Source organism: Limnothrix sp. HT2024 (genome assembly GCF_059138625.1).
Map to the genome: position 1 here is coordinate 457,583 of NZ_CM181121.1, position 16,889 is coordinate 474,471.

Consider the following 16,889-nt stretch of genomic DNA (forward strand, 5'->3'; position numbering starts at 1 on the left):
TTTAGAGTGAAATTTTTACCATTGGAGAGCAAGATGATTGCGCTTGGTCGATGGCTAGAATCTGATTCACTCTTACTCCAAAGAGCTGTTTCAACAGGAACTATCTGGTCTGCTTAATCAGGCGAGTAGTTAGGCTTTCAAGACTTCAGCTTATACCAAGTCACAGCCAATTTAGAGAATCTATTGCATTTGCATTGTCAACTTTGATCGGCATTTTATCGTAGAGGCGAAAAGATAGAACTAATTGATAAAAGAGGCTATTAAATTAAACCTCACCAATTACTGCGGTCTTAGCTGGCTGAGTTAAGAATCTGAGCAGACAGTACCGAAAGTGATAGTAAAAACTAGAGGCGCGATTATACACTTGATGACCATGTTAAGTGGACGTAAAAAACCTCTTGAACTCAATAAAAAAGGCTCATATATCCCGCTGTAATCATGATTAGCCCGTGCAACTCACCACTTTACAAGAAGCAACTAACCTGAGGTCGCAATGATGCCTCAAACCTTGAATAGAATAGATTCAATAGCTTTCACGGTTATCTCTAAATCATCATTGACTAACTGGGTATCAAAATTATTGGCACTTGCGATCTCTGATTTGGCTTGCTCTAATCTCTCAAAAATTGCTGCCTCTGATTCAGTATCACGGTAATGCAATCTTGCTTTAAGGTGAGAAATGGATGGGGGATGGATGAATATCCGAAAAACATTTGAAACTTTTGAAGATATAGTTCGGGCGCCTTCTACTTCTAGTACCATAACTACTGATTTGCCCATTGCTAGCCATGTCTGCAATGGCTGACAAGGAATTCCATAGTAATTACCCAAATAGATTGTCCATTCAAAAAGTTCCTCTCGTGTAATCATATTTTCAAACTCTTGTTTGCTCACGAAGTAGTAGTCTCGACCATTCACCTCATTGATACGTGGAGGGCGAGTCGTAACAGAGACAGGCTTGCACAAGTTACTATTTCGTTCTAGCAGTGTGATAAGAAGAGTATCTTTACCCACTCCACTAGGACCAGTGATTGTAATTAGCTTACCCACTTTCATATATCTCTAAGCCTTACAACTTCAAGTTTGATGACCGCTAAAGATGTTTGATAGACATCTTTGACAGGTATGCCAGTTCTTCTGCAACAACTTGCCTATGACAAGAACTGTAATCCTTCTCATAGCACATTAAGCAAATTGCTTGCTTGGTAGCCAAATCAGAGAACTTTTCAATCACTTTCGAGTGACTTAATAAGTAACTTCTGTAGGCGCTTAGATTTTCAGCAGAATAAACCCCTCCTGTACGGCGTACAAGGGACATGACTTCAGGAGGCGTACCGAAAAGCCTTTCATGTATGTATGAAATCCCATGAGATTGAAGTAAAGATGCTAAGCCAGTCTTGGAAAATCCTTTTTTGCGACTTTGAGGACGAAAGCGCGCATCCACTAGTACTTCAACTTGATTATTGAGTAAGGACTCAACAAAACTGTCAACAGTTTGCCCTTCATAGCCAACAGTGTAAATCACTTTTCTCATAAGTTTTGCCAAATATTTTCCCAGACATGAGTAGGGACAGCAAATGTTGCTTTTGCTTTTGCTCTCGAATCTTTTACTCCCATTAGCATACATTGTTTTGCTAGTTTCGTAGCCGCCCAAACTATGTTGAACTGTCGCGGCGATAAGTCCATTGGCACATCAGCCAGATGAATTGCCCGTCCATCCTGATTCAGTTCAAGATGCTCATGAGGTGACTTGCTCACTTTCGTCCTGAAAGTGATTTCAGTAAAAGGGCTTCTCCTTGTTGCTACTAACGACTCAAATGAACCAAAACCTAGCACCCATGCCTGTGTCCCATTGCTTCCAATGCGCACTCGAACAGCAACATTGTGAAGAGCTTGCGTAGTCTGCTCCTGTAACTCAACTTGCTCCAGCCTCTGTACAGTCCATCCATTTAGGTTTGATAGGGTTTTAAGAAGATGGTTCAAGTCTTGATAGGTTACGATGTCTGGGAAAATAAAACTTATCAACTCTGTAGAAGTGTCCCAAACAGAACAATTCGTTACTAAGTTGATTGTATTAGCAATGGATCTTCCCATTTTGCTGTCTAGTACGCCGAAAACAACAATCCTTCTCCAGTGATAATTATTTTGCCGAGCCAAAATTTGCGCAAACTTGCAACCGGTCTGCCCTTGTAAATGCCAATTACGTTGAATAGCTAAAACGGTCTCTGGGCGCAGAGTAGATTCAGATGAAAGCATGTCACCTTGTTGTATCAAAAACTCAAAATAGTCTGCGCGCGTTGAAAATCTAACGATCTTTCCTCTCTGATCAAAATGACAACTTCTCTTAAGTCCATCAAAGTTAATCTCCTCTTCATTGATAAGTTCACAGGAATCGTTCACGATTAGCAAGCTGTTTAGTTGTGGCATAGTCATATTCCAAAGGACTCACTGTTTTAGGCAATGATGAGTGCTGATATACATCGCCTTTGCGTCCACAGAATGAACAAATAGAGTGAACCTGGCGAACAGTAATGCTTCTCTTGAGCTGCTGCTCTATCTCTTATCAAGATATGCTGTGAAAGCTTGCGTGATAGCTCATTATGGCTCATTATTTTGCTCATATTCTGGTGCAGGTCATTGACAATTACTGAGCTATTGAGTCAATCTAAGCTAGTGTAGGCTTGGAGTGCGGTTAAGAATGGCAGATACACTAAGAGCCTCTGAGCGTGGGCTATCCATAGTTGATGAAGCGCGAAGACAAAAGCGCTGGACGAAAACAGAAACAGTAGAGTGGCTTACAACGTCTAAAGTATCAAAAGCTACACTCAAGCGATTCTGGCGTAGAATTTTTATTGACCGCGGTGCATTTATCGCGATTTGTAGTGCCGTTCAGGTAGATTGGCGGCAGGTGTGTGATCTAGATATAAGACAGAGTCATATAGAAAACGCTCAAGCAAAAGAGGGGCTTGATAGTACCCCTCAGTTAGGAATAGCTATTCCTAGCCAGCGATGCCGAACTCTTTGGGGACGTGAGTCAGACATAAAAGTGATTTCAGGCGTTCTCCAGGATTCTCGTGAACTTCCTATAACTTGCTTATGGGGAGGGCCGGGTTACGGAAAGACAGAGCTAGCTGCACAAGTTTCTAGGACTCTGATCAATACTGATGAATTTGCCAATGTGCTCTGGGTCACAGCTAGGACAAATGAGCTTGTTGAAGAGAAAATTGTATCTACACGCTTAGAAAATACTGGAAGAAGTTACACTTCAAAGATTTTTTGGGGAGAGATTGCTCGCCAGTTAGAGTGTTCGCTGCACGATGTTAGGCAACAACTCAGGAGAGAAAAGTATCTTGTTGTCTTGGATAATGCAGAAACTTCTGATCTTCAGGAAATTCTTGCACAGCTTGTCGAGGTTTTAACCCCTAGCCGGGCACTAATCACGAGTCGCATTAAAACTAGGCCTCAGTACGTGCAAGTACTTGAAGTTAAAGGTTTAGATAGATTCAGTTCTTTTGAGCTTTTAAGCAACGAAGCTAAAGTGAACAATATCGATGCTTTAACAAAAGCAACTAAGGAACAGTTAGATCAATTATATGAGCTTTCTTGTGGAGCACCTCTTGCTTTGCATTTCATTGTAGGCAGAGTCTTTCATGATGGAGTCCTAGAGCCTGTAATTTCTGAGTTAATAGAAGCGGGAAAGAGAGTTGAAGCTTTTTATAAGTTTTGCTTTGAGACTGCATGGCATCGAATTGAAGAGAACTCTAAAAATATTTTACGTTATGCTGGTCATCTAGCTAATACTGGGGTTTTAGAGCTAGACTTTCAAAGCAATTTGAATCTGTCATGGACTGAATTTAATGAGGCACTAGCTCATCTTAAGCAATGGTGCTTAGTAGAAGAGAAATTAGATGTTTATGGAAATAGGAGAATCGATTTACATCCCTGGGTTAGGAGCAGTGTTCGTGGAGGGCTTGTAGAGAGTTGGCAGCCATCGAGAGAATACCTTCAAGAAGTAGCAAAGTTAAAGAGGGAACAAATTAGATGGATGCGACCTCGTGGGAAGAATGGCCTTTAAGACAAGATGAAGAGAGGAAGAATTTTGTACGTTTACTACATAGCTTTAATGATGCTCAACTTTTTCAAGAAGTTGTAGAGTTTTGGGATGATACACACCAAGGCTTATGGGAGTTGGGATATTGGAATGACTATTACTCGTGTAGCACCGTAGCTCTTGATGCTGCTAAATCTCTTGGTAATTTGGCTGTGATTGCTCGAATCATGCGACAGCTAGGGTGGAGCCATATGGAATGGAATGACTTTTCAATGGCTCGCAGGTATATGAGTCAATCACTGGATAATGCAAGATTATCAGGCGATATGCTTGAAGAGTGTGATACTTTACGTTTTCTAGGCGTGCTTTGCCACAGATGGCGAAGGCTTCAATCTGCATCTGTTTTCTATAATGCGAGCTTGAGCATCATCAATAGTGTAAAAAATAGACAGGTTAATCATATTCAGAAATCTTGCACCAGAGAGTATGATGCTGCTAATAAAAAGTGGAAGTTTCAAGCAGCATCTATCCGCAACCTTATAGGGTGTTTATATCTTAAGCTCAATCGCCTTTCCGAGAGTCTTGTGGAACTCAACTTATCTCTACAGGAATATATAGACTTAGGTGAATCTTATCGATACTATCAAGCAGCACCTCTTTTGAATATAGGTAAGTGTCATTTTGCAAGAGAAGAGTTCCAGGAGGCATTGGATAAATATAATGAATGCTATGAAATGAGCCAAAGTATAGGTCGGGTTGATACAGCTGCAGGAGCGCTTCTCTTAAAGGCACAACTGCTCTGGGAAAAGGGAGGATCCTCACAAGCTCTAGGTTTTGTAGAACAAGTAATAGCTATGAGTGGCAACGAAATTATTAGTGTACGAGAACGAGCTTTTGCACTAAAATATAGAATTAGGGTGTCTTTAAATCTGACAACCCAATAAGGCTAATAAATGAAGAACCTTTGTCATCCCTAAAGTTTTTTCTTCTGGATGAGAATAATATATCGCTTCTACAAGCAGTGCATATACCTAGGTCTTCGATCTTTTCAGGCAAGACTCCAAGTTCGTAGAGTTGTGTTTTGGCAATCATTTCTAGATCTAGAAATATTCTTCCAAAGTTATATTGAGTATGTAATCTCCAATCCACATTTTCTACTGAATCGAAAAGATCTTCCTTAATTTCATAACAACACTTTCTAATGAATGGTGCCATTCCAACTATAAGCTCAGAAGGATTGGAACCAAACTGCCTTTGAAATTCTGTTATGGTATTTACCAATACTCCCTTGGCAAGTCCTTTATACCCAGCATGAATTGCGCCTATGACTTTGCATTTTGGATCATAAACAAGCAGTGGTATACAGTCTGAGGAATAAATAGCCAGGATATGATGCTTCTCCCCGCTAATCAGTGCGTCCATCGACAATCGAATAGATCCTCCATCGCTAAAACTACAAACATAAACCCTGTTACTATGAACCTGCTCAGCAAACACTATTCGATTTAGAATTTCTTCTGATTCACATCCTAAGCCAGCTGATATACGCTGCAGAGCCTCATATCCTACAAATGGATTAGTAGATCCCCATGACCGTTGTGAAATGATGTTGAAAACACCATGAGATTGTAAAGATATAAAAGAAAAGTAGTCTCTCATTTGGTAGTGCCATTTTTAGGTAATGATGGATAATTTAAACTTTACCGCATAAGCTATCTTTATAACAAAAATCATTACCTGATAGGGGTCACCTTTCTGTTGACCTGTTGCCAGATTCAGAAAATTACTGAATTCAGTGTTACAGAAGTCATAGCGTCTAATTTAATGATTTGATTAAGGGCAATAAATTTGGGATATCGTGGCTTTCTATTTTCCAGACTTCTTCGCTATCAATATCATCATAGTCACGGATTAACTTGTCTCGCATTCCCGCCATTAATCCCCAAGGAACTTGCTGAGACTTCTCCCAAAATTCCCTAGATAGGCGCTTAGTTGCTTCTCCGATAATCAGCAGTTGAAAGATAACAGCGGATTGTGTCTTTTCATCAGCTAGGAAGCTAGATCGATCAAGTCCCTGGACAAAATCGATGATTTTATTTGCCGATCGAACAATATCTAAAAGTACTTGTTGATCACGCTGGCTAGGCATAAACCGGCCCTGTGTAAATGACTTGGGCAGTAGAAAGAATTTCTTGGCGGCGGAGCCAGTTCTGACTACGATCGATCGCCCGTTTACTCACCAGATCCACATCTCGTCTCAAAATCTCGATTAATTCCTGCTGCATTTGCAAATGGTCAAGTAGGCTCCAATCTGCCTCGGGTCTGAACGCGACAAGACAATCGATATCACTATCCGCACGAAAATCCTGACGCAAAATCGATCCAAACAGCGATAACTCAGCCACCAGCCAGCGATCGCCCCAGGCTGCGATCGCCTCAGTCGGCCACTCGATCGGTAGCGAAATCATAGGCAATCGCATCCCATGCAAGTTCAGCGCCATTTTAACCGTAGCTTATGAGGCGATCGACTGGGTGCGGTCTTCGTAGGGATTGGGGACAGTTGCAAGCACGGTGTGCGAGCCTCTCAAAGCGTTCCGGTGCTTATCTTCCATTCTAGGAAGTCCAACGCACGGTGCTTAAAGCGACAGTCAGGGCAACAGGGGTGATCGTCCAAATCGATCGTGATGCGCGAATGGGTAGAACTTGTAATTCAGCGGCTAGAGTCGGATGCACCGCTGCTCTGCGAGGCTGTGTCAACGGGAACGATTTGGCAATTTGGCTTGTTCGATCGAACCAATAGTCAGGTTATTCAAGACTTGAATCTATACCGAGTCCCAGCCGATTTAGAGACTCTATTACCAATTTTGGTCGGCGTTTTATCCTAATGCAGTTAGGACGAAATTACTTCAAAAATTCCGTCTGTATGGGTGTTGTAATGCTGTGCAATGGATAGCAGGATTAGGCTACTTTTCAATTGCACTGTTAGGCAAACGGCTCCACTCGTTCCATGAGCCATCATAATTCCGAACATGGGGGTAACCTAGCAAATACTTCAAGACAAACCAGATGTAGGCAGATCTTCCCCCTACAGCACAATAGGGAAAAATGTCCTTGTCTGGAGTAATACCTTTGCTATTGAACAATGCCTGTAATTCATCAAATGATTTGAAGGTGCCATCCTCATTAAGAGTTAGGGTGTGTTCGACATGAATTGCGCCAGGAATATGCCCGGCACGTTCTGTTGCTTCTGGGGGCTTCATTAGGTATACATCGCCCTGATACTCTGCAAGTGTGCGGACATCGACCAAAACTTGATTGGGATTATCAATGGCAGCTTCAACCTCGGCTGACAACACTTGCAAACTGGTATCCAATGACTGAGTCTGATACTGGGTTGGTGTGACGGTTGAAAGCTCTGCTGTGACCGGATGACGTTCCGCCATCCATTTCTGATGGCCACCATTGAGCACTCTCACGTCTAGATGTCCAATCATTTTCAAAAGCCAAAAAATCCAGGCTCCAGTTCCAGGGTAGCTACCATAGGCAACAATTGTAGTGTCTTGGGTAACACCCGATCGAGACAACAAATTTGCGATCTTGCTTGGATCAAGGTTGATTCGAAGATTGGGTTGCAATAGATCACTCAACACATTCCAAAATATGGCTCCTGGAATATGCTTATCCTGGTAAAGATTTGGATTCATATCAACTTCTATCACTCGTAAACTCGGATCATCTAAGTGCTCAGCAAGCCACTGAGGATCGACCAAAACTTCAGGATGAGCATAGTGATTCATGGGTTGTTCCTTCGCTGGCAGTACTTAGAGCTAATTTATAAAGAGAAGCTAAAGCCGACTTGGCAGCTCTAAATTCGGTTTTAGGCTAGACCTACCCGAAGCATCACCCAGCTCATGAGTCGTCTCCCGGTCATTGCCAATCCTACCCGCAAAGCCTATCCCAGTGATTTGAGCGACGATGAGTGGGTGCTCCTCCAGCCGCTGCTGCCCGCTCCTAAAGGCTTTGGACATCCGATAGAAGTTGATTTCCGAGAAATCCTCAATGGCATCTTTTACGTCCAGCGCACTGGCTGCCAGTGGGAAATGCTGCCTCACGATTTACCCCCTTAGAGCTGATTTATAAATCAATTATTAAGCATCTAGAGCAGCCAATCTTCTCACCATCAAATGCATTAAGCAGCCATAGATCATCCCTTCACTCGTCTCCGAATACAACTCATAGTCCTTACTCAATCGCCGAAATCGGTTCAGCCAGCCAAACGTCCGCTCGACAATCCATCGCTTGGGCAACGTCTCAAACCCTTTACTGACTCGGCTGATCACCTCCACGCGCACACTCTCACCACACACATGCTTCACAGCATCCGCAAACTTTTTCCCGGAATACCCCTGATCAACCCAAATAACCTCTAGCCGAGATAGCTTCTCCTTCACTTCCTCTAACACCACAATCCCTCCCAATCGCTCAGAAGCATTCGCTTCAGTCACCAACACGCCCATTAGGAACCCTTGCGAGTCAACGATAATGTGGCGTTTACGTCCCTTAACCTTTTTGCCACCATCGAAGCCGTAGACCACCCCCTTTTTTCCGTGGTTTTCACCGACTGAGAATCACCGATACTGACCCTAGATTGCTCTGAACGACCTAATTTGCTCCGCAGTTGCTCTCGAATCTGGTCATGCATTTGCTGCCAAATTCCTTTTCGTTGCCATTTCTGGAAGTAATGGTAGACCGTGCTGTAAGAGCTAATTCATAAAGAGAAGCTAAAGCCGACTTGGCAACTCTAAATCCGGTTTTAGGCTAGACCTACCCGAAGCATCATCCAGCTCATGAGTCGTCTCCCGGTCATTGCCAATCCTACCCGCAAAGCCTATCCCAGTGATTTGAGCGACGATGAGTGGGTGCTCCTCCAGCCGCTGCTGCCCGCTCCTAAAGGCTTTGGACATCCGATAGAAGTTGATTTCCGAGAAATCCTCAATGGCATCTTTTACGTCCAGCGGACTGGCTGCCAGTGGGAAATGCTGCCTCACGATTTACCCCCTTACAGTACGGTCTACCATTACTTCCAGAAATGGCAACGAAAAGGAATTTGGCAGCAAATGCATGACCAGATTCGAGAGCAACTGCGGAGCAAATTAGGTCGTTCAGAGCAATCTAGGGTCAGTATCGGTGATTCTCAGTCGGTGAAAACCACGGAAAAAAGGGGGTGGTCTACGGCTTCGATGGTGGCAAAAAGGTTAAGGGACGTAAACGCCACATTATCGTTGACTCGCAAGGGTTCCTAATGGGCGTGTTGGTGACTGAAGCGAATGCTTCTGAGCGATTGGGAGGGATTGTGGTGTTAGAGGAAGTGAAGGAGAAGCTATCTCGGCTAGAGGTTATTTGGGTTGATCAGGGGTATTCCGGGAAAAAGTTTGCGGATGCTGTGAAGCATGTGTGTGGTGAGAGTGTGCGCGTGGAGGTGATCAGCCGAGTCAGTAAAGGGTTTGAGACGTTGCCCAAGCGATGGATTGTCGAGCGGACGTTTGGCTGGCTGAACCGATTTCGGCGATTGAGCAAGGACTATGAGTTGTATTCGGAGACGAGTGAAGGGATAATCTATGGCTGCTTAATGCATTTGATGGTGAGAAGATTGGCTGCTCTAGATGCTTAATAATTGATTTATAAATCAGCTCTAAAGCCGCTAGAATGCTGAGACGATGAAAAACGAGAACGCGATCGCACCGAAGTTGTTGTTCCTCAGCGGCTATTCCCTTGGCTCAACCAATTTCCTCGCCAGTTAAAGCCGGAGTGAATTCCATGACCGCCACCCCGATCGAACCATCCGAGTCTCCCAGCGATCGCACCCTTAAACATTAGTCATCCCACAGCAACTCAGGTTGACGTTTAATTTAAGCAGTTCAATTTATTATTCATGTTGATCAATTCAAACTATCATTCATGGCTTTTACCTATCATCGTACCGTTCGCTTTGGCGAAACCGATGCCGCAGGGGTAATGTATTTTTCGCGGCTATTGGAATGGGCCCACGAAGTCTATGAAACCTCGCTGATGGCTTCGGGGGTTAATGCCAAACATTTTTTCAGCCGATCGCAGCCTTGGGTAATGCCGATCGTGGAAACGGGAGCGAAATTTTTTCAGCCCATGTCCTGCGGTGATCGCTTGGAAATTGTCATGCGCGTTTATGCGATCCAGGAAAGCGAATTTCGGTGTGAATATGAATTCTTCTTTGAAGGATCGCAGCGGGACTTTCACACAGCCCAGGCATTCACGCGCCATGTTTGCATTGACCAAGAGACTCGAAAACGGCGCGTAATTCCTCCAGAACTGGCAGTTTGGCTAAAGCTTTTTGAGGAGCCTCAGCCTCAGATTTAGGGAAGGTTGATTCTTGTGATTCTCGTGATTTGATGAGTCCCGATGATCGTTGATGATTTCAGACTTTCCAAACGTTTAGGCAACAGAGGTCACTTGTCCCAAATCTTCGGGATGGAGGCGATCGTGCAAAACCTGCCCATCCCGAAACCAAACCACACGATGGGTACGACGGGCCACCTCCGGTTCGTGGGTCACCATCACCACGGTCATGCCGCTTTGGTTTAATTCTTCAAAAATATCCAGCACTTCTTGGGTGGTTTTGGTGTCCAGTGCGCCGGTTGGTTCGTCGGCCAACAGCACGATCGGGCGGTTCACAATCGCGCGCGCAATGGCCACCCGCTGTTGCTGCCCCCCAGACAGTTGGTTGGGTCGATTATTCACCCGATTCCCCAAACCCACTCGGCCCAAAGCGTCCAAGGCCCGCTGTCGTCGCTCCCCACTGGACACCCCCGCGTAGACCATCGGCAACATGACATTTTCCAGGGCACTCAGTTGGGGCAGCAGGTGAAATTGCTGAAACACAAACCCCAGCTTTCGATTGCGAACCGTGGCCAGGTCTTTTTCGTTCAGTTCGGCCACGTCAATGCCATCAAGCTGATAGCGCCCGGAACTGGGGCGATCGAGGCAACCAATCACATTCATCATGGTGGATTTGCCGGAACCCGATGCGCCCATAATTGAGCAATATTCACCACTGTCCACCACCAAGTTGACCCCATTCAAGGCGCGCACTTCGGTGTTGTCGCTGCCATAGATTTTGTAGATCTCGGAGAGTTGAATAACTGGCGGGCGATCGGGAATGGGCGATCGGGGCTGAGGATTAGGCAGGGCAAGGGTCATAGCACTGTTTCAAGGAGGCAAGGATAAGCGGGAACCATCTCCCATTCTAAAAAGCTTGGCCAATTTTGTGCGGTCAGGGGATAACCGTAGAGGATGACTCGATATGACAACTCAGCAGCTCACCGCTTAGTTGAATCAAGATGGGGGGATCGATCAATGACGAATGACCGCTCAAACGCAGAGATTCAGCCCGAAAATACTCCCGAAAACATTCCTGAAAATACTCCCGAAAACATTCCTGAAAGTACTACAAATTATCCAGGAAATAATCCATCAAGCAATTCAGCCAATCATTCAGTTATGGTTGCAGCCACCAACACCATTACTTTTCAAACATCGACTAGGAATCGGCTCTTGGCCAAGCTGATTGTGTTGTTGCTCGTGACGGGAGGATTCAGCCAGTTATTTCTGAAGGTGAGCCAACAGGATTATCAAAAGGGTTTAACCCTCACCCCGGAGGCCTATTCACAATCCTATGAGCGATATCGCGCCCAACTTTTATCTAAAAAGATGGTTGTTGACTATCCGGCTGTGGGTATTTTTGCGGTTTTTCTGGTGTTGTTGGGCCTGGTCGGTGGTTATGAATTGGCAGTGTTTGTGATTGGTTTGTTGATCGGGAAATTGTGGCCGTCAGGAGGTCGCCGCTGACGTTGAAACGGTGGCGAGGAGAACTGTTGGCAAGAGAATAGCCAAAGTTTTTGGGCAAGGCATTCAAAGCAATAGGAGGGGCGTGAAATTGGTGTCAATCTCAGAGGATGTCTGAAAAGCCAAAATTAATACAATGCTTGCTCCAGCGATCGACGGAAACAAGGGGCTTAAGCCCCTTGCTGCCACGACTATTGGTGCTTAGTTTGGGCCGAAAGATACTTTTCAGACATCCTCTCAGATCGTCTGTGGGTGGCTGGCTGGAAACCAATTGCCTCGGATGTTCGGGAGGGTTGGGCGCTGGGGGCGATGGGCCCTTATCTACGGAGCCGCTGGCCAAAGAGTCCGTGTCGATCGAAGCCGATGCCGGTATAGTTAAACCCTAGGTTCAGAATGGCGATCGCCCGATCGCTTCTGGCACTGCATCCTTTCCCGATCGCCCGCCATGACCGTCCTTGTCATCGACAACTACGACAGTTTCACCTACAACCTCGTTCAATACTTTGGCGAGTTGGGCCAAACCCACCCGATCGCTCGGGATATTCAGGTTTTTCGCAACGATAAGATCACCCTGGATCAAATTCGGGAACTGAAGCCCGATGGCATCACCATTTCGCCCGGCCCCGGCACACCGGACGAAGCGGGAATTTCCCTAGACATCATTCGGGAGTTGGGGCCAACTCTGCCGGTGTTTGGGGTTTGTTTGGGTCACCAAAGTATCGGCCAAGTATTTGGGGGCAAGGTGGTGCGTGCGCCGGAACTGATGCATGGCAAAACCTCCCCGATCGAGCATCGCAATGTGGGAGTCTTTCAAGGCATTGAATCCCCCATGACCGCGACTCGGTATCATAGTTTGGTCATTGAGCGCGAAAGCTGCCCGGAACAGTTAGAAATTACCGCTTGGGTGGCTGACGGAACCATTATGGGCGTGCGCCATCGGGACTATCCCCACATTGAAGGGGTTCAGTTTCATCCCGAAAGTATTCTGACCAATGCCGGTAAGCAACTGCTCTCGAATTGGCTGACGGCGGTGGCCCAGTTCCACCAATCTGCCGCTTTGGTCTAAGAGGATGTCTGAAAAGCCAAAATTGCTACTCTGTACGCCCCAGGGATCGACGGAGACAAGGGGCTTAAGCCCCTTGCCCCCACAACTATTGGTGTTTGGCACAGGCCAAAAGATACTTTTCAAACATCTTCTAAGAATCCTGAGCATCCTGGCTCCTGGTTTCTGCGGTCGATCGGGTCAATCACGTTGATTCGATCGTGTTGATGAGTGCGCAAAGCGTTCCCCAAAAAGTTCACCTCAGAAGTTCACCTCAAAAGTTTACGCAAAGAGTTCATCCAAAGAGTTTTCAGAGCGTTTCCCAAAGGGAGTTTTCAACGCGAGATCCCAAAGCGTCCCTGAAGTTCCCATCCAAATTCAGATCAACTCAGTCTCTAATCAATTCAATCCCTAATCAATTTCAAACGGTGCGAGGAATTTTATGGATCGGTGGATCAATCGGCGGCAAATTCTGCGATATGGCCTGATGGGTGCAGGGGCCGCCCTGGCCAGTGCGCTCGGGAGCCATGCAACTTCAGCCCAAGCCGCCGATGGCTTAACGATTCAGGCCTTGGGCCACACTTGCTTTGCCTTCACCGGGGGTGGTCTGCGGATCCTGAGTAATCCTTTCAACACGCTGGGTTGCACCGCCGGTTATCGATCGCCCAACTTCACCGCCGATCTCGTAACCATCAGCAGCCAACTGCTTGATGAGGGATTTGTCAGCAACCTGCCGGGCAATCCCAGTTTGCTGTTTGAGCCGGGGACATTTGAGTTTCGCGGTAACCAATTCCAAGGCATTCGCACCGCCCACGATCGATTTGGGGGGCGGCGATTTGGCGACAATGTGGTTTGGCGCTGGAAGCAGGGGGGCATCTCCGTCCTGCACTTGGGCGGCATTGCGGCTCCTTTGGGCGTGGAAGAAAAAATTCTGATGGGGCGGCCCGATGTGGCGATTGTGCCGGTGGGCGGCGGATCGAAGGCCTATAACGCTGAGGAAGCAAAACGGGCGATCGAATCGTTGCAACCCAAGGTGGTGATCCCCAGCCAGTACCGCACGGCGGCCGCCGATAGCCAATGTGATCTGGATGGTCTAGAGGCTTTCTTGAACTTGATGAGCGGCTACGACATCAAAACCTTGAACACGGAAACCATGACCCTGCGGCCGGAGAATCTGCCACCCCAGGGCACGCTGATCCGCGTTTTGCGCCACCCGGTCTAGTAGCATGACAGGCTCAATACATTGGGTCAAAGTTGCGGAGCCAGTCGTGGTAACAAGGGGCTTGAGCATCTTGCTGCTTAACGATCAGGTGACGGTAACAGCCATGTCATTTAACCCAGCGAATTAAGGCAGCCACCCGGTCTAGGGGCGACTCTGGCAAGGAAAACGTTGGCCGCTATTGCCCTAAATCGTGTGGCCAATCGCCTGGATGGTTCTTCTGGGTTAACTGGTGGCGGATTGGCGATGTTGTTGCCGATCGACCGCCAGATCACTTGCCAAATCAATCGATCGCGCCGAACCGCTGCCCACCACACTTTCGGCCCGCATTGGTGCATAGACCTCCACCGGCTCATGGCGACCTTTCAGGCGCTGTGGGCCAAGGGAATGGAGTACCACCTCTGGATAGTTACGCAGGGCTTGGGCAGTGGTTTCATTAATCAAAATGGGATAGTCCGGGAACTGTTTGGTCAGGGTTTCCAGGCGGGCGGCAATATTCACCGCGTCCCCAATCACGGTGTAAATCAGGCGATCGAGCGAGCCAATTTGACCCGCCACCGCCTGACCGGTGCCAATGCCGATGCCGCTTTGGATCGGTACTTGGCCACGGGCGCGCCGATGTTCATTCAACTCCGCCAGGCGATCGCGCATGGCCAGCGCCGCCGACACCGCACACCACTCCGCATCCGGCTGGGGCACGGGCGCGCCAAAGACCACCACGATCGCATCGCCAATGAAGTTATTGATATAGCCACCCCAAGGTGCAACGGCCTCCGTCATCGCCGTCATATATTCATTTAAAAATTCCACCACCCCTTGGGGATCTAATTGCTCAGAAAGGGTCGAAAATCCCCGAATATCGGAAAACAGCACCGAAACCCAGCAGGTTTGCCCGCCTAGCTCCACCCCACCCCGTAATAGTTGTTCGCGCACCACAGGCGACACCATTCGCCCAAAAATATTCAGCTCCCGTTCCCGTTCTCGCAAACCGGAAACCATTTGGTTAAAGGTGGCGGCCAACAAACCCAGCTCATCAGTGCCCTGAATGTCCACATGGGCCCGGTCAAACTGCCCCATCCGCAATTCCTGAGCCGCACGGGTGAGCAAGTGCAAGGGCCGCACAATACTCCGGGCCAGGGCCAGCGCCAGCAGGGCCACCGCTCCCCCCACCAGGAACACACTGGCCGTGGTGCGATGGGCCAGTGCATTCAGCGGCGTGACAAAAACCGACTCTGGCTCCGTGATAGCCAAACGCCAGGGCCGCATATCCAAAGCCGACATACCCACGATTTCCGTTTTGCCCGTGAAGGGCGATCGATAGGCAATGTTGCCGAAGGATGACGGGCCTAGGCCTATCGTTGACTGGTTTGGGGTGGCGGTGGCGGCGGGCGTAATGGAGGGCAGTGGAACCGCCGAGGATGCAGCCGTGGGAGCGGAGGGCAATTGCAGCGATCGCGCCAACACCGGCAAATTCAAACTTTCAATTCGATCAAGACCAAACTGGACTTTCGGGTCGATCGTCCGCAACTGCATAGGCGACAGAGGCAACAAGCTGCGATAGACCCAACGCCGATCCGTGTGGGCAATCACAATTCCGTTTTGATCGACCAAGAAAGCAGAGCCGCCTTCCTTTTGGTTCAAGCTGGTGAGCAAGCGGCCCACCGCCTCCGATCGCAGCTTAATCACCACCACGCCCAGCAGATTGCGCGTGCCCTTAGCTACCACCGGCACCGAAAGGAAAATCCCCGGCTGACCCGTTGTGGATCCCACCGTCCATTCCGAAATGTAGAGTTTGCCTTGGCGCGCTTCTTGGAAATAATTGCGAAAGGCGTAGGACTTGCCAATGTTGCTGGGATTCGTTGAAACCAAACAACGTCCCGTGCGATCGAGCAGAAACACTGAAAAATAATCAGGATTGGAGTTGCGAACATTCGCGATCGCTTCAGCCGCCAAAATTCGCCAATAATTCTGTTTTTCCTGAGGTTCTTTCGCCGCCACCGAACCCGCAAATTGCACAATGTCCCGGGCACTAGCCACCTGAATCCCCACCCGTTGCGTGTCAATCAGCAACTGATCCAGTCGAGCCGCCACACTTTTTGCCAACAGCTCTAGATTTTTATACTCCGCCATTTTGACCGTATACAGGCTTTGGCGAAGGTTATAAAACGCCGTCAGACTCATTGGCAGCAGCGACGCAGCCAACAAAGCCGCCGACAGCTTGGGCGCAATTTTCCAGCGAGCCGGATTCCAACTCCAACGCCAGCGGTTCACAAACAACCTCAGAGAGACACACTCAAAATGTAGGTTTAGCAGCGGCCACCATGACTTTGATTCGTCTTCAGCCATGAATCCGCAGCTAGCGAGATGCGATGCGAGTGTTTACCCCCACCTTCATCTTACCCAGCGCTCATGATCCAGGAACAGAGTCATGGGTGCTGGTCAATCGCTCCAAGCTCCGCCCAGCAAGATAGCAAAAGATGCTCAGTCTCCTATTCTCAAATTTGCGATCGCCTTCCCTTGACTGTTCAATCTTCCTGCTTCAAAATCCGCAGAAAAATCAAACAACATCATCAAGATTTCACAAAAAATGGTCTATTACTCTTCATGGAATTTCAAAATCGCAATTGACAACAATCTTTAAAGTTCTAACAAGATCTACTCAATTTCAATAGGCTTTTATGATCGAACCTAGTCTCAGA

General features: G+C 47.5%; 16 protein-coding genes and 2 pseudogenes. 8 read left to right on the forward strand and 10 right to left on the reverse strand.

The features are described 5' to 3' along the window. Positions 1-501 precede the first annotated feature (501 nt). From gmk to AC2IAX_RS01935, 3 genes are read right to left on the reverse strand one after another with little or no spacing between them, the layout of a single operon-like run. Complete coding sequence (gmk, locus tag AC2IAX_RS01925; protein WP_494389088.1) at positions 502-1,056, reverse strand: guanylate kinase; 555 nt, start codon at positions 1,054-1,056, stop codon at positions 502-504. 37 nt (positions 1,057-1,093) lie between these two features. Next, positions 1,094-1,534 carry a DUF488 domain-containing protein gene (locus AC2IAX_RS01930; RefSeq protein WP_494389089.1) on the reverse strand — a complete coding sequence of 147 codons (441 nt, stop codon included), beginning with the start codon at positions 1,532-1,534 and terminating at the stop codon, positions 1,094-1,096. Then, positions 1,531-2,433 carry a hypothetical protein gene (locus tag AC2IAX_RS01935; RefSeq protein WP_494389090.1) on the reverse strand — a complete coding sequence of 301 codons (903 nt, stop codon included), beginning with the start codon at positions 2,431-2,433 and terminating at the stop codon, positions 1,531-1,533. The genes AC2IAX_RS01930 and AC2IAX_RS01935 overlap by 4 nt, the downstream gene beginning before the upstream one ends. 265 nt (positions 2,434-2,698) lie before the next feature. Between AC2IAX_RS01935 and AC2IAX_RS01940 the strand changes: the two genes are divergently transcribed. After that, positions 2,699-4,075: an NB-ARC domain-containing protein gene (locus AC2IAX_RS01940; RefSeq protein WP_494389091.1), complete on the forward strand. Its 1,377-nt coding sequence runs from the start codon at positions 2,699-2,701 to the stop codon at positions 4,073-4,075. Next, positions 4,042-4,995, forward strand: a complete 954-nt coding sequence (locus AC2IAX_RS01945) for a tetratricopeptide repeat protein (RefSeq protein ID WP_494389092.1) — start codon at positions 4,042-4,044, stop codon at positions 4,993-4,995. The genes AC2IAX_RS01940 and AC2IAX_RS01945 overlap by 34 nt, the downstream gene beginning before the upstream one ends. Here AC2IAX_RS01945 and pgeF read toward each other — a convergent pair. From pgeF to AC2IAX_RS01965, 4 genes are all read right to left on the reverse strand, one after another. After that, the gene (gene pgeF / locus AC2IAX_RS01950) at positions 4,964-5,710 is read right to left on the reverse strand and encodes a peptidoglycan editing factor PgeF (protein ID WP_494389093.1); all 747 of its coding nucleotides are present in this window, start codon (positions 5,708-5,710) and stop codon (positions 4,964-4,966) included. The two genes, AC2IAX_RS01945 and pgeF, sit on opposite strands and share 32 nt — an antisense overlap. Before the next feature lie 157 nt (positions 5,711-5,867). Continuing rightward, positions 5,868-6,200, reverse strand: a complete 333-nt coding sequence (locus AC2IAX_RS01955) for a HepT-like ribonuclease domain-containing protein (RefSeq protein WP_494389094.1) — start codon at positions 6,198-6,200, stop codon at positions 5,868-5,870. Then, a complete protein-coding gene (locus tag AC2IAX_RS01960) occupies positions 6,193-6,519 on the reverse strand; it encodes a nucleotidyltransferase family protein (RefSeq protein ID WP_494389095.1) in 327 nt (108 codons plus the stop codon). Before AC2IAX_RS01960 ends, AC2IAX_RS01955 begins: the two co-directional genes overlap by 8 nt. Positions 6,520-7,014: 495 nt before the next feature. Then, a complete protein-coding gene (locus tag AC2IAX_RS01965) occupies positions 7,015-7,848 on the reverse strand; it encodes a sulfurtransferase (protein ID WP_494389096.1) in 834 nt (277 codons plus the stop codon). Positions 7,849-7,962: 114 nt separating this feature from the next. Here AC2IAX_RS01965 and AC2IAX_RS01970 point away from each other — a divergent pair. Continuing rightward, positions 7,963-8,175 (forward strand): annotated as a pseudogene (locus AC2IAX_RS01970) (transposase); the annotation flags it as partial. A gap of 24 nt (positions 8,176-8,199) precedes the next feature. On the opposite strand, the pseudogene AC2IAX_RS01975 reads toward AC2IAX_RS01970, so the two are convergent. Further along, positions 8,200-8,810, reverse strand: a pseudogene (locus AC2IAX_RS01975) (IS5 family transposase); the annotation flags it as partial. Between the two features lie 88 nt (positions 8,811-8,898). Between AC2IAX_RS01975 and AC2IAX_RS01980 the strand changes: the two are divergent. After that, positions 8,899-9,722 (forward strand): IS5 family transposase gene (locus AC2IAX_RS01980; protein WP_494389097.1). Its coding sequence is split into 2 segments (ribosomal slippage): positions 8,899-9,277 and positions 9,277-9,722, totalling 825 coding nucleotides; the frame shifts between segments, so codons are not numbered across the junction. A gap of 287 nt (positions 9,723-10,009) precedes the next feature. Continuing rightward, the gene (locus tag AC2IAX_RS01985; protein WP_494389098.1) at positions 10,010-10,444 is read left to right on the forward strand and encodes an acyl-CoA thioesterase; all 435 of its coding nucleotides are present in this window, start codon (positions 10,010-10,012) and stop codon (positions 10,442-10,444) included. A 75-nt stretch (positions 10,445-10,519) separates the two neighbouring features. Here the strand turns inward: AC2IAX_RS01985 and AC2IAX_RS01990 are convergent, their stop codons facing one another. After that, complete coding sequence (locus AC2IAX_RS01990; protein WP_494389099.1) at positions 10,520-11,284, reverse strand: ABC transporter ATP-binding protein; 765 nt, start codon at positions 11,282-11,284, stop codon at positions 10,520-10,522. 156 nt (positions 11,285-11,440) lie between these two features. Here AC2IAX_RS01990 and AC2IAX_RS01995 point away from each other — a divergent pair, with 156 nt between their 5' ends. The 3 genes from AC2IAX_RS01995 (at position 11,441) to AC2IAX_RS02005 (ending at position 14,193) form a co-directional block, all read left to right on the forward strand. Continuing rightward, the gene (locus AC2IAX_RS01995) at positions 11,441-11,932 is read left to right on the forward strand and encodes a hypothetical protein (RefSeq protein ID WP_494389100.1); all 492 of its coding nucleotides are present in this window, start codon (positions 11,441-11,443) and stop codon (positions 11,930-11,932) included. Positions 11,933-12,374: 442 nt separating this feature from the next. Continuing rightward, positions 12,375-12,995, forward strand: a complete 621-nt coding sequence (locus tag AC2IAX_RS02000; RefSeq protein ID WP_190355058.1) for an anthranilate synthase component II — start codon at positions 12,375-12,377, stop codon at positions 12,993-12,995. 430 nt (positions 12,996-13,425) lie between these two features. Continuing rightward, positions 13,426-14,193: an MBL fold metallo-hydrolase gene (locus AC2IAX_RS02005; RefSeq protein WP_494390255.1), complete on the forward strand. Its 768-nt coding sequence runs from the start codon at positions 13,426-13,428 to the stop codon at positions 14,191-14,193. Positions 14,194-14,415: 222 nt separating this feature from the next. Here AC2IAX_RS02005 and AC2IAX_RS02010 read toward each other — a convergent pair whose 3' ends face one another. After that, a complete protein-coding gene (locus AC2IAX_RS02010) occupies positions 14,416-16,461 on the reverse strand; it encodes an adenylate/guanylate cyclase domain-containing protein (protein WP_494389101.1) in 2,046 nt (681 codons plus the stop codon). Between the last annotated feature and the right edge of the window lie 428 nt (positions 16,462-16,889).

What these genes read in the sequence shown, in the direction of transcription:
- AC2IAX_RS01990 (WP_494389099.1), bottom strand. Translation starts at nt 11,284, where the DNA reads ATGACCCTTGCCCTGCCTAATCCTCAGCCCCGATCGCCCATTCCCGAT.
- AC2IAX_RS02000 (WP_190355058.1), top strand. Translation starts at nt 12,375, where the DNA reads ATGACCGTCCTTGTCATCGACAACTACGACAGTTTCACCTACAACCTC.
- AC2IAX_RS01955 (WP_494389094.1), bottom strand. Translation starts at nt 6,200, where the DNA reads ATGCCTAGCCAGCGTGATCAACAAGTACTTTTAGATATTGTTCGATCG.
- AC2IAX_RS01965 (WP_494389096.1), bottom strand. Translation starts at nt 7,848, where the DNA reads ATGAATCACTATGCTCATCCTGAAGTTTTGGTCGATCCTCAGTGGCTT.
- AC2IAX_RS01930 (WP_494389089.1), bottom strand. Translation starts at nt 1,534, where the DNA reads ATGAGAAAAGTGATTTACACTGTTGGCTATGAAGGGCAAACTGTTGAC.
- gmk (WP_494389088.1), bottom strand. Translation starts at nt 1,056, where the DNA reads ATGAAAGTGGGTAAGCTAATTACAATCACTGGTCCTAGTGGAGTGGGT.
- AC2IAX_RS01935 (WP_494389090.1), bottom strand. Translation starts at nt 2,433, where the DNA reads ATGACTATGCCACAACTAAACAGCTTGCTAATCGTGAACGATTCCTGT.
- pgeF (WP_494389093.1), bottom strand. Translation starts at nt 5,710, where the DNA reads ATGAGAGACTACTTTTCTTTTATATCTTTACAATCTCATGGTGTTTTC.
- AC2IAX_RS01940 (WP_494389091.1), top strand. Translation starts at nt 2,699, where the DNA reads ATGGCAGATACACTAAGAGCCTCTGAGCGTGGGCTATCCATAGTTGAT.
- AC2IAX_RS01985 (WP_494389098.1), top strand. Translation starts at nt 10,010, where the DNA reads ATGGCTTTTACCTATCATCGTACCGTTCGCTTTGGCGAAACCGATGCC.
- AC2IAX_RS01995 (WP_494389100.1), top strand. Translation starts at nt 11,441, where the DNA reads ATGACGAATGACCGCTCAAACGCAGAGATTCAGCCCGAAAATACTCCC.
- AC2IAX_RS01960 (WP_494389095.1), bottom strand. Translation starts at nt 6,519, where the DNA reads ATGATTTCGCTACCGATCGAGTGGCCGACTGAGGCGATCGCAGCCTGG.
- AC2IAX_RS01945 (WP_494389092.1), top strand. Translation starts at nt 4,042, where the DNA reads ATGGATGCGACCTCGTGGGAAGAATGGCCTTTAAGACAAGATGAAGAG.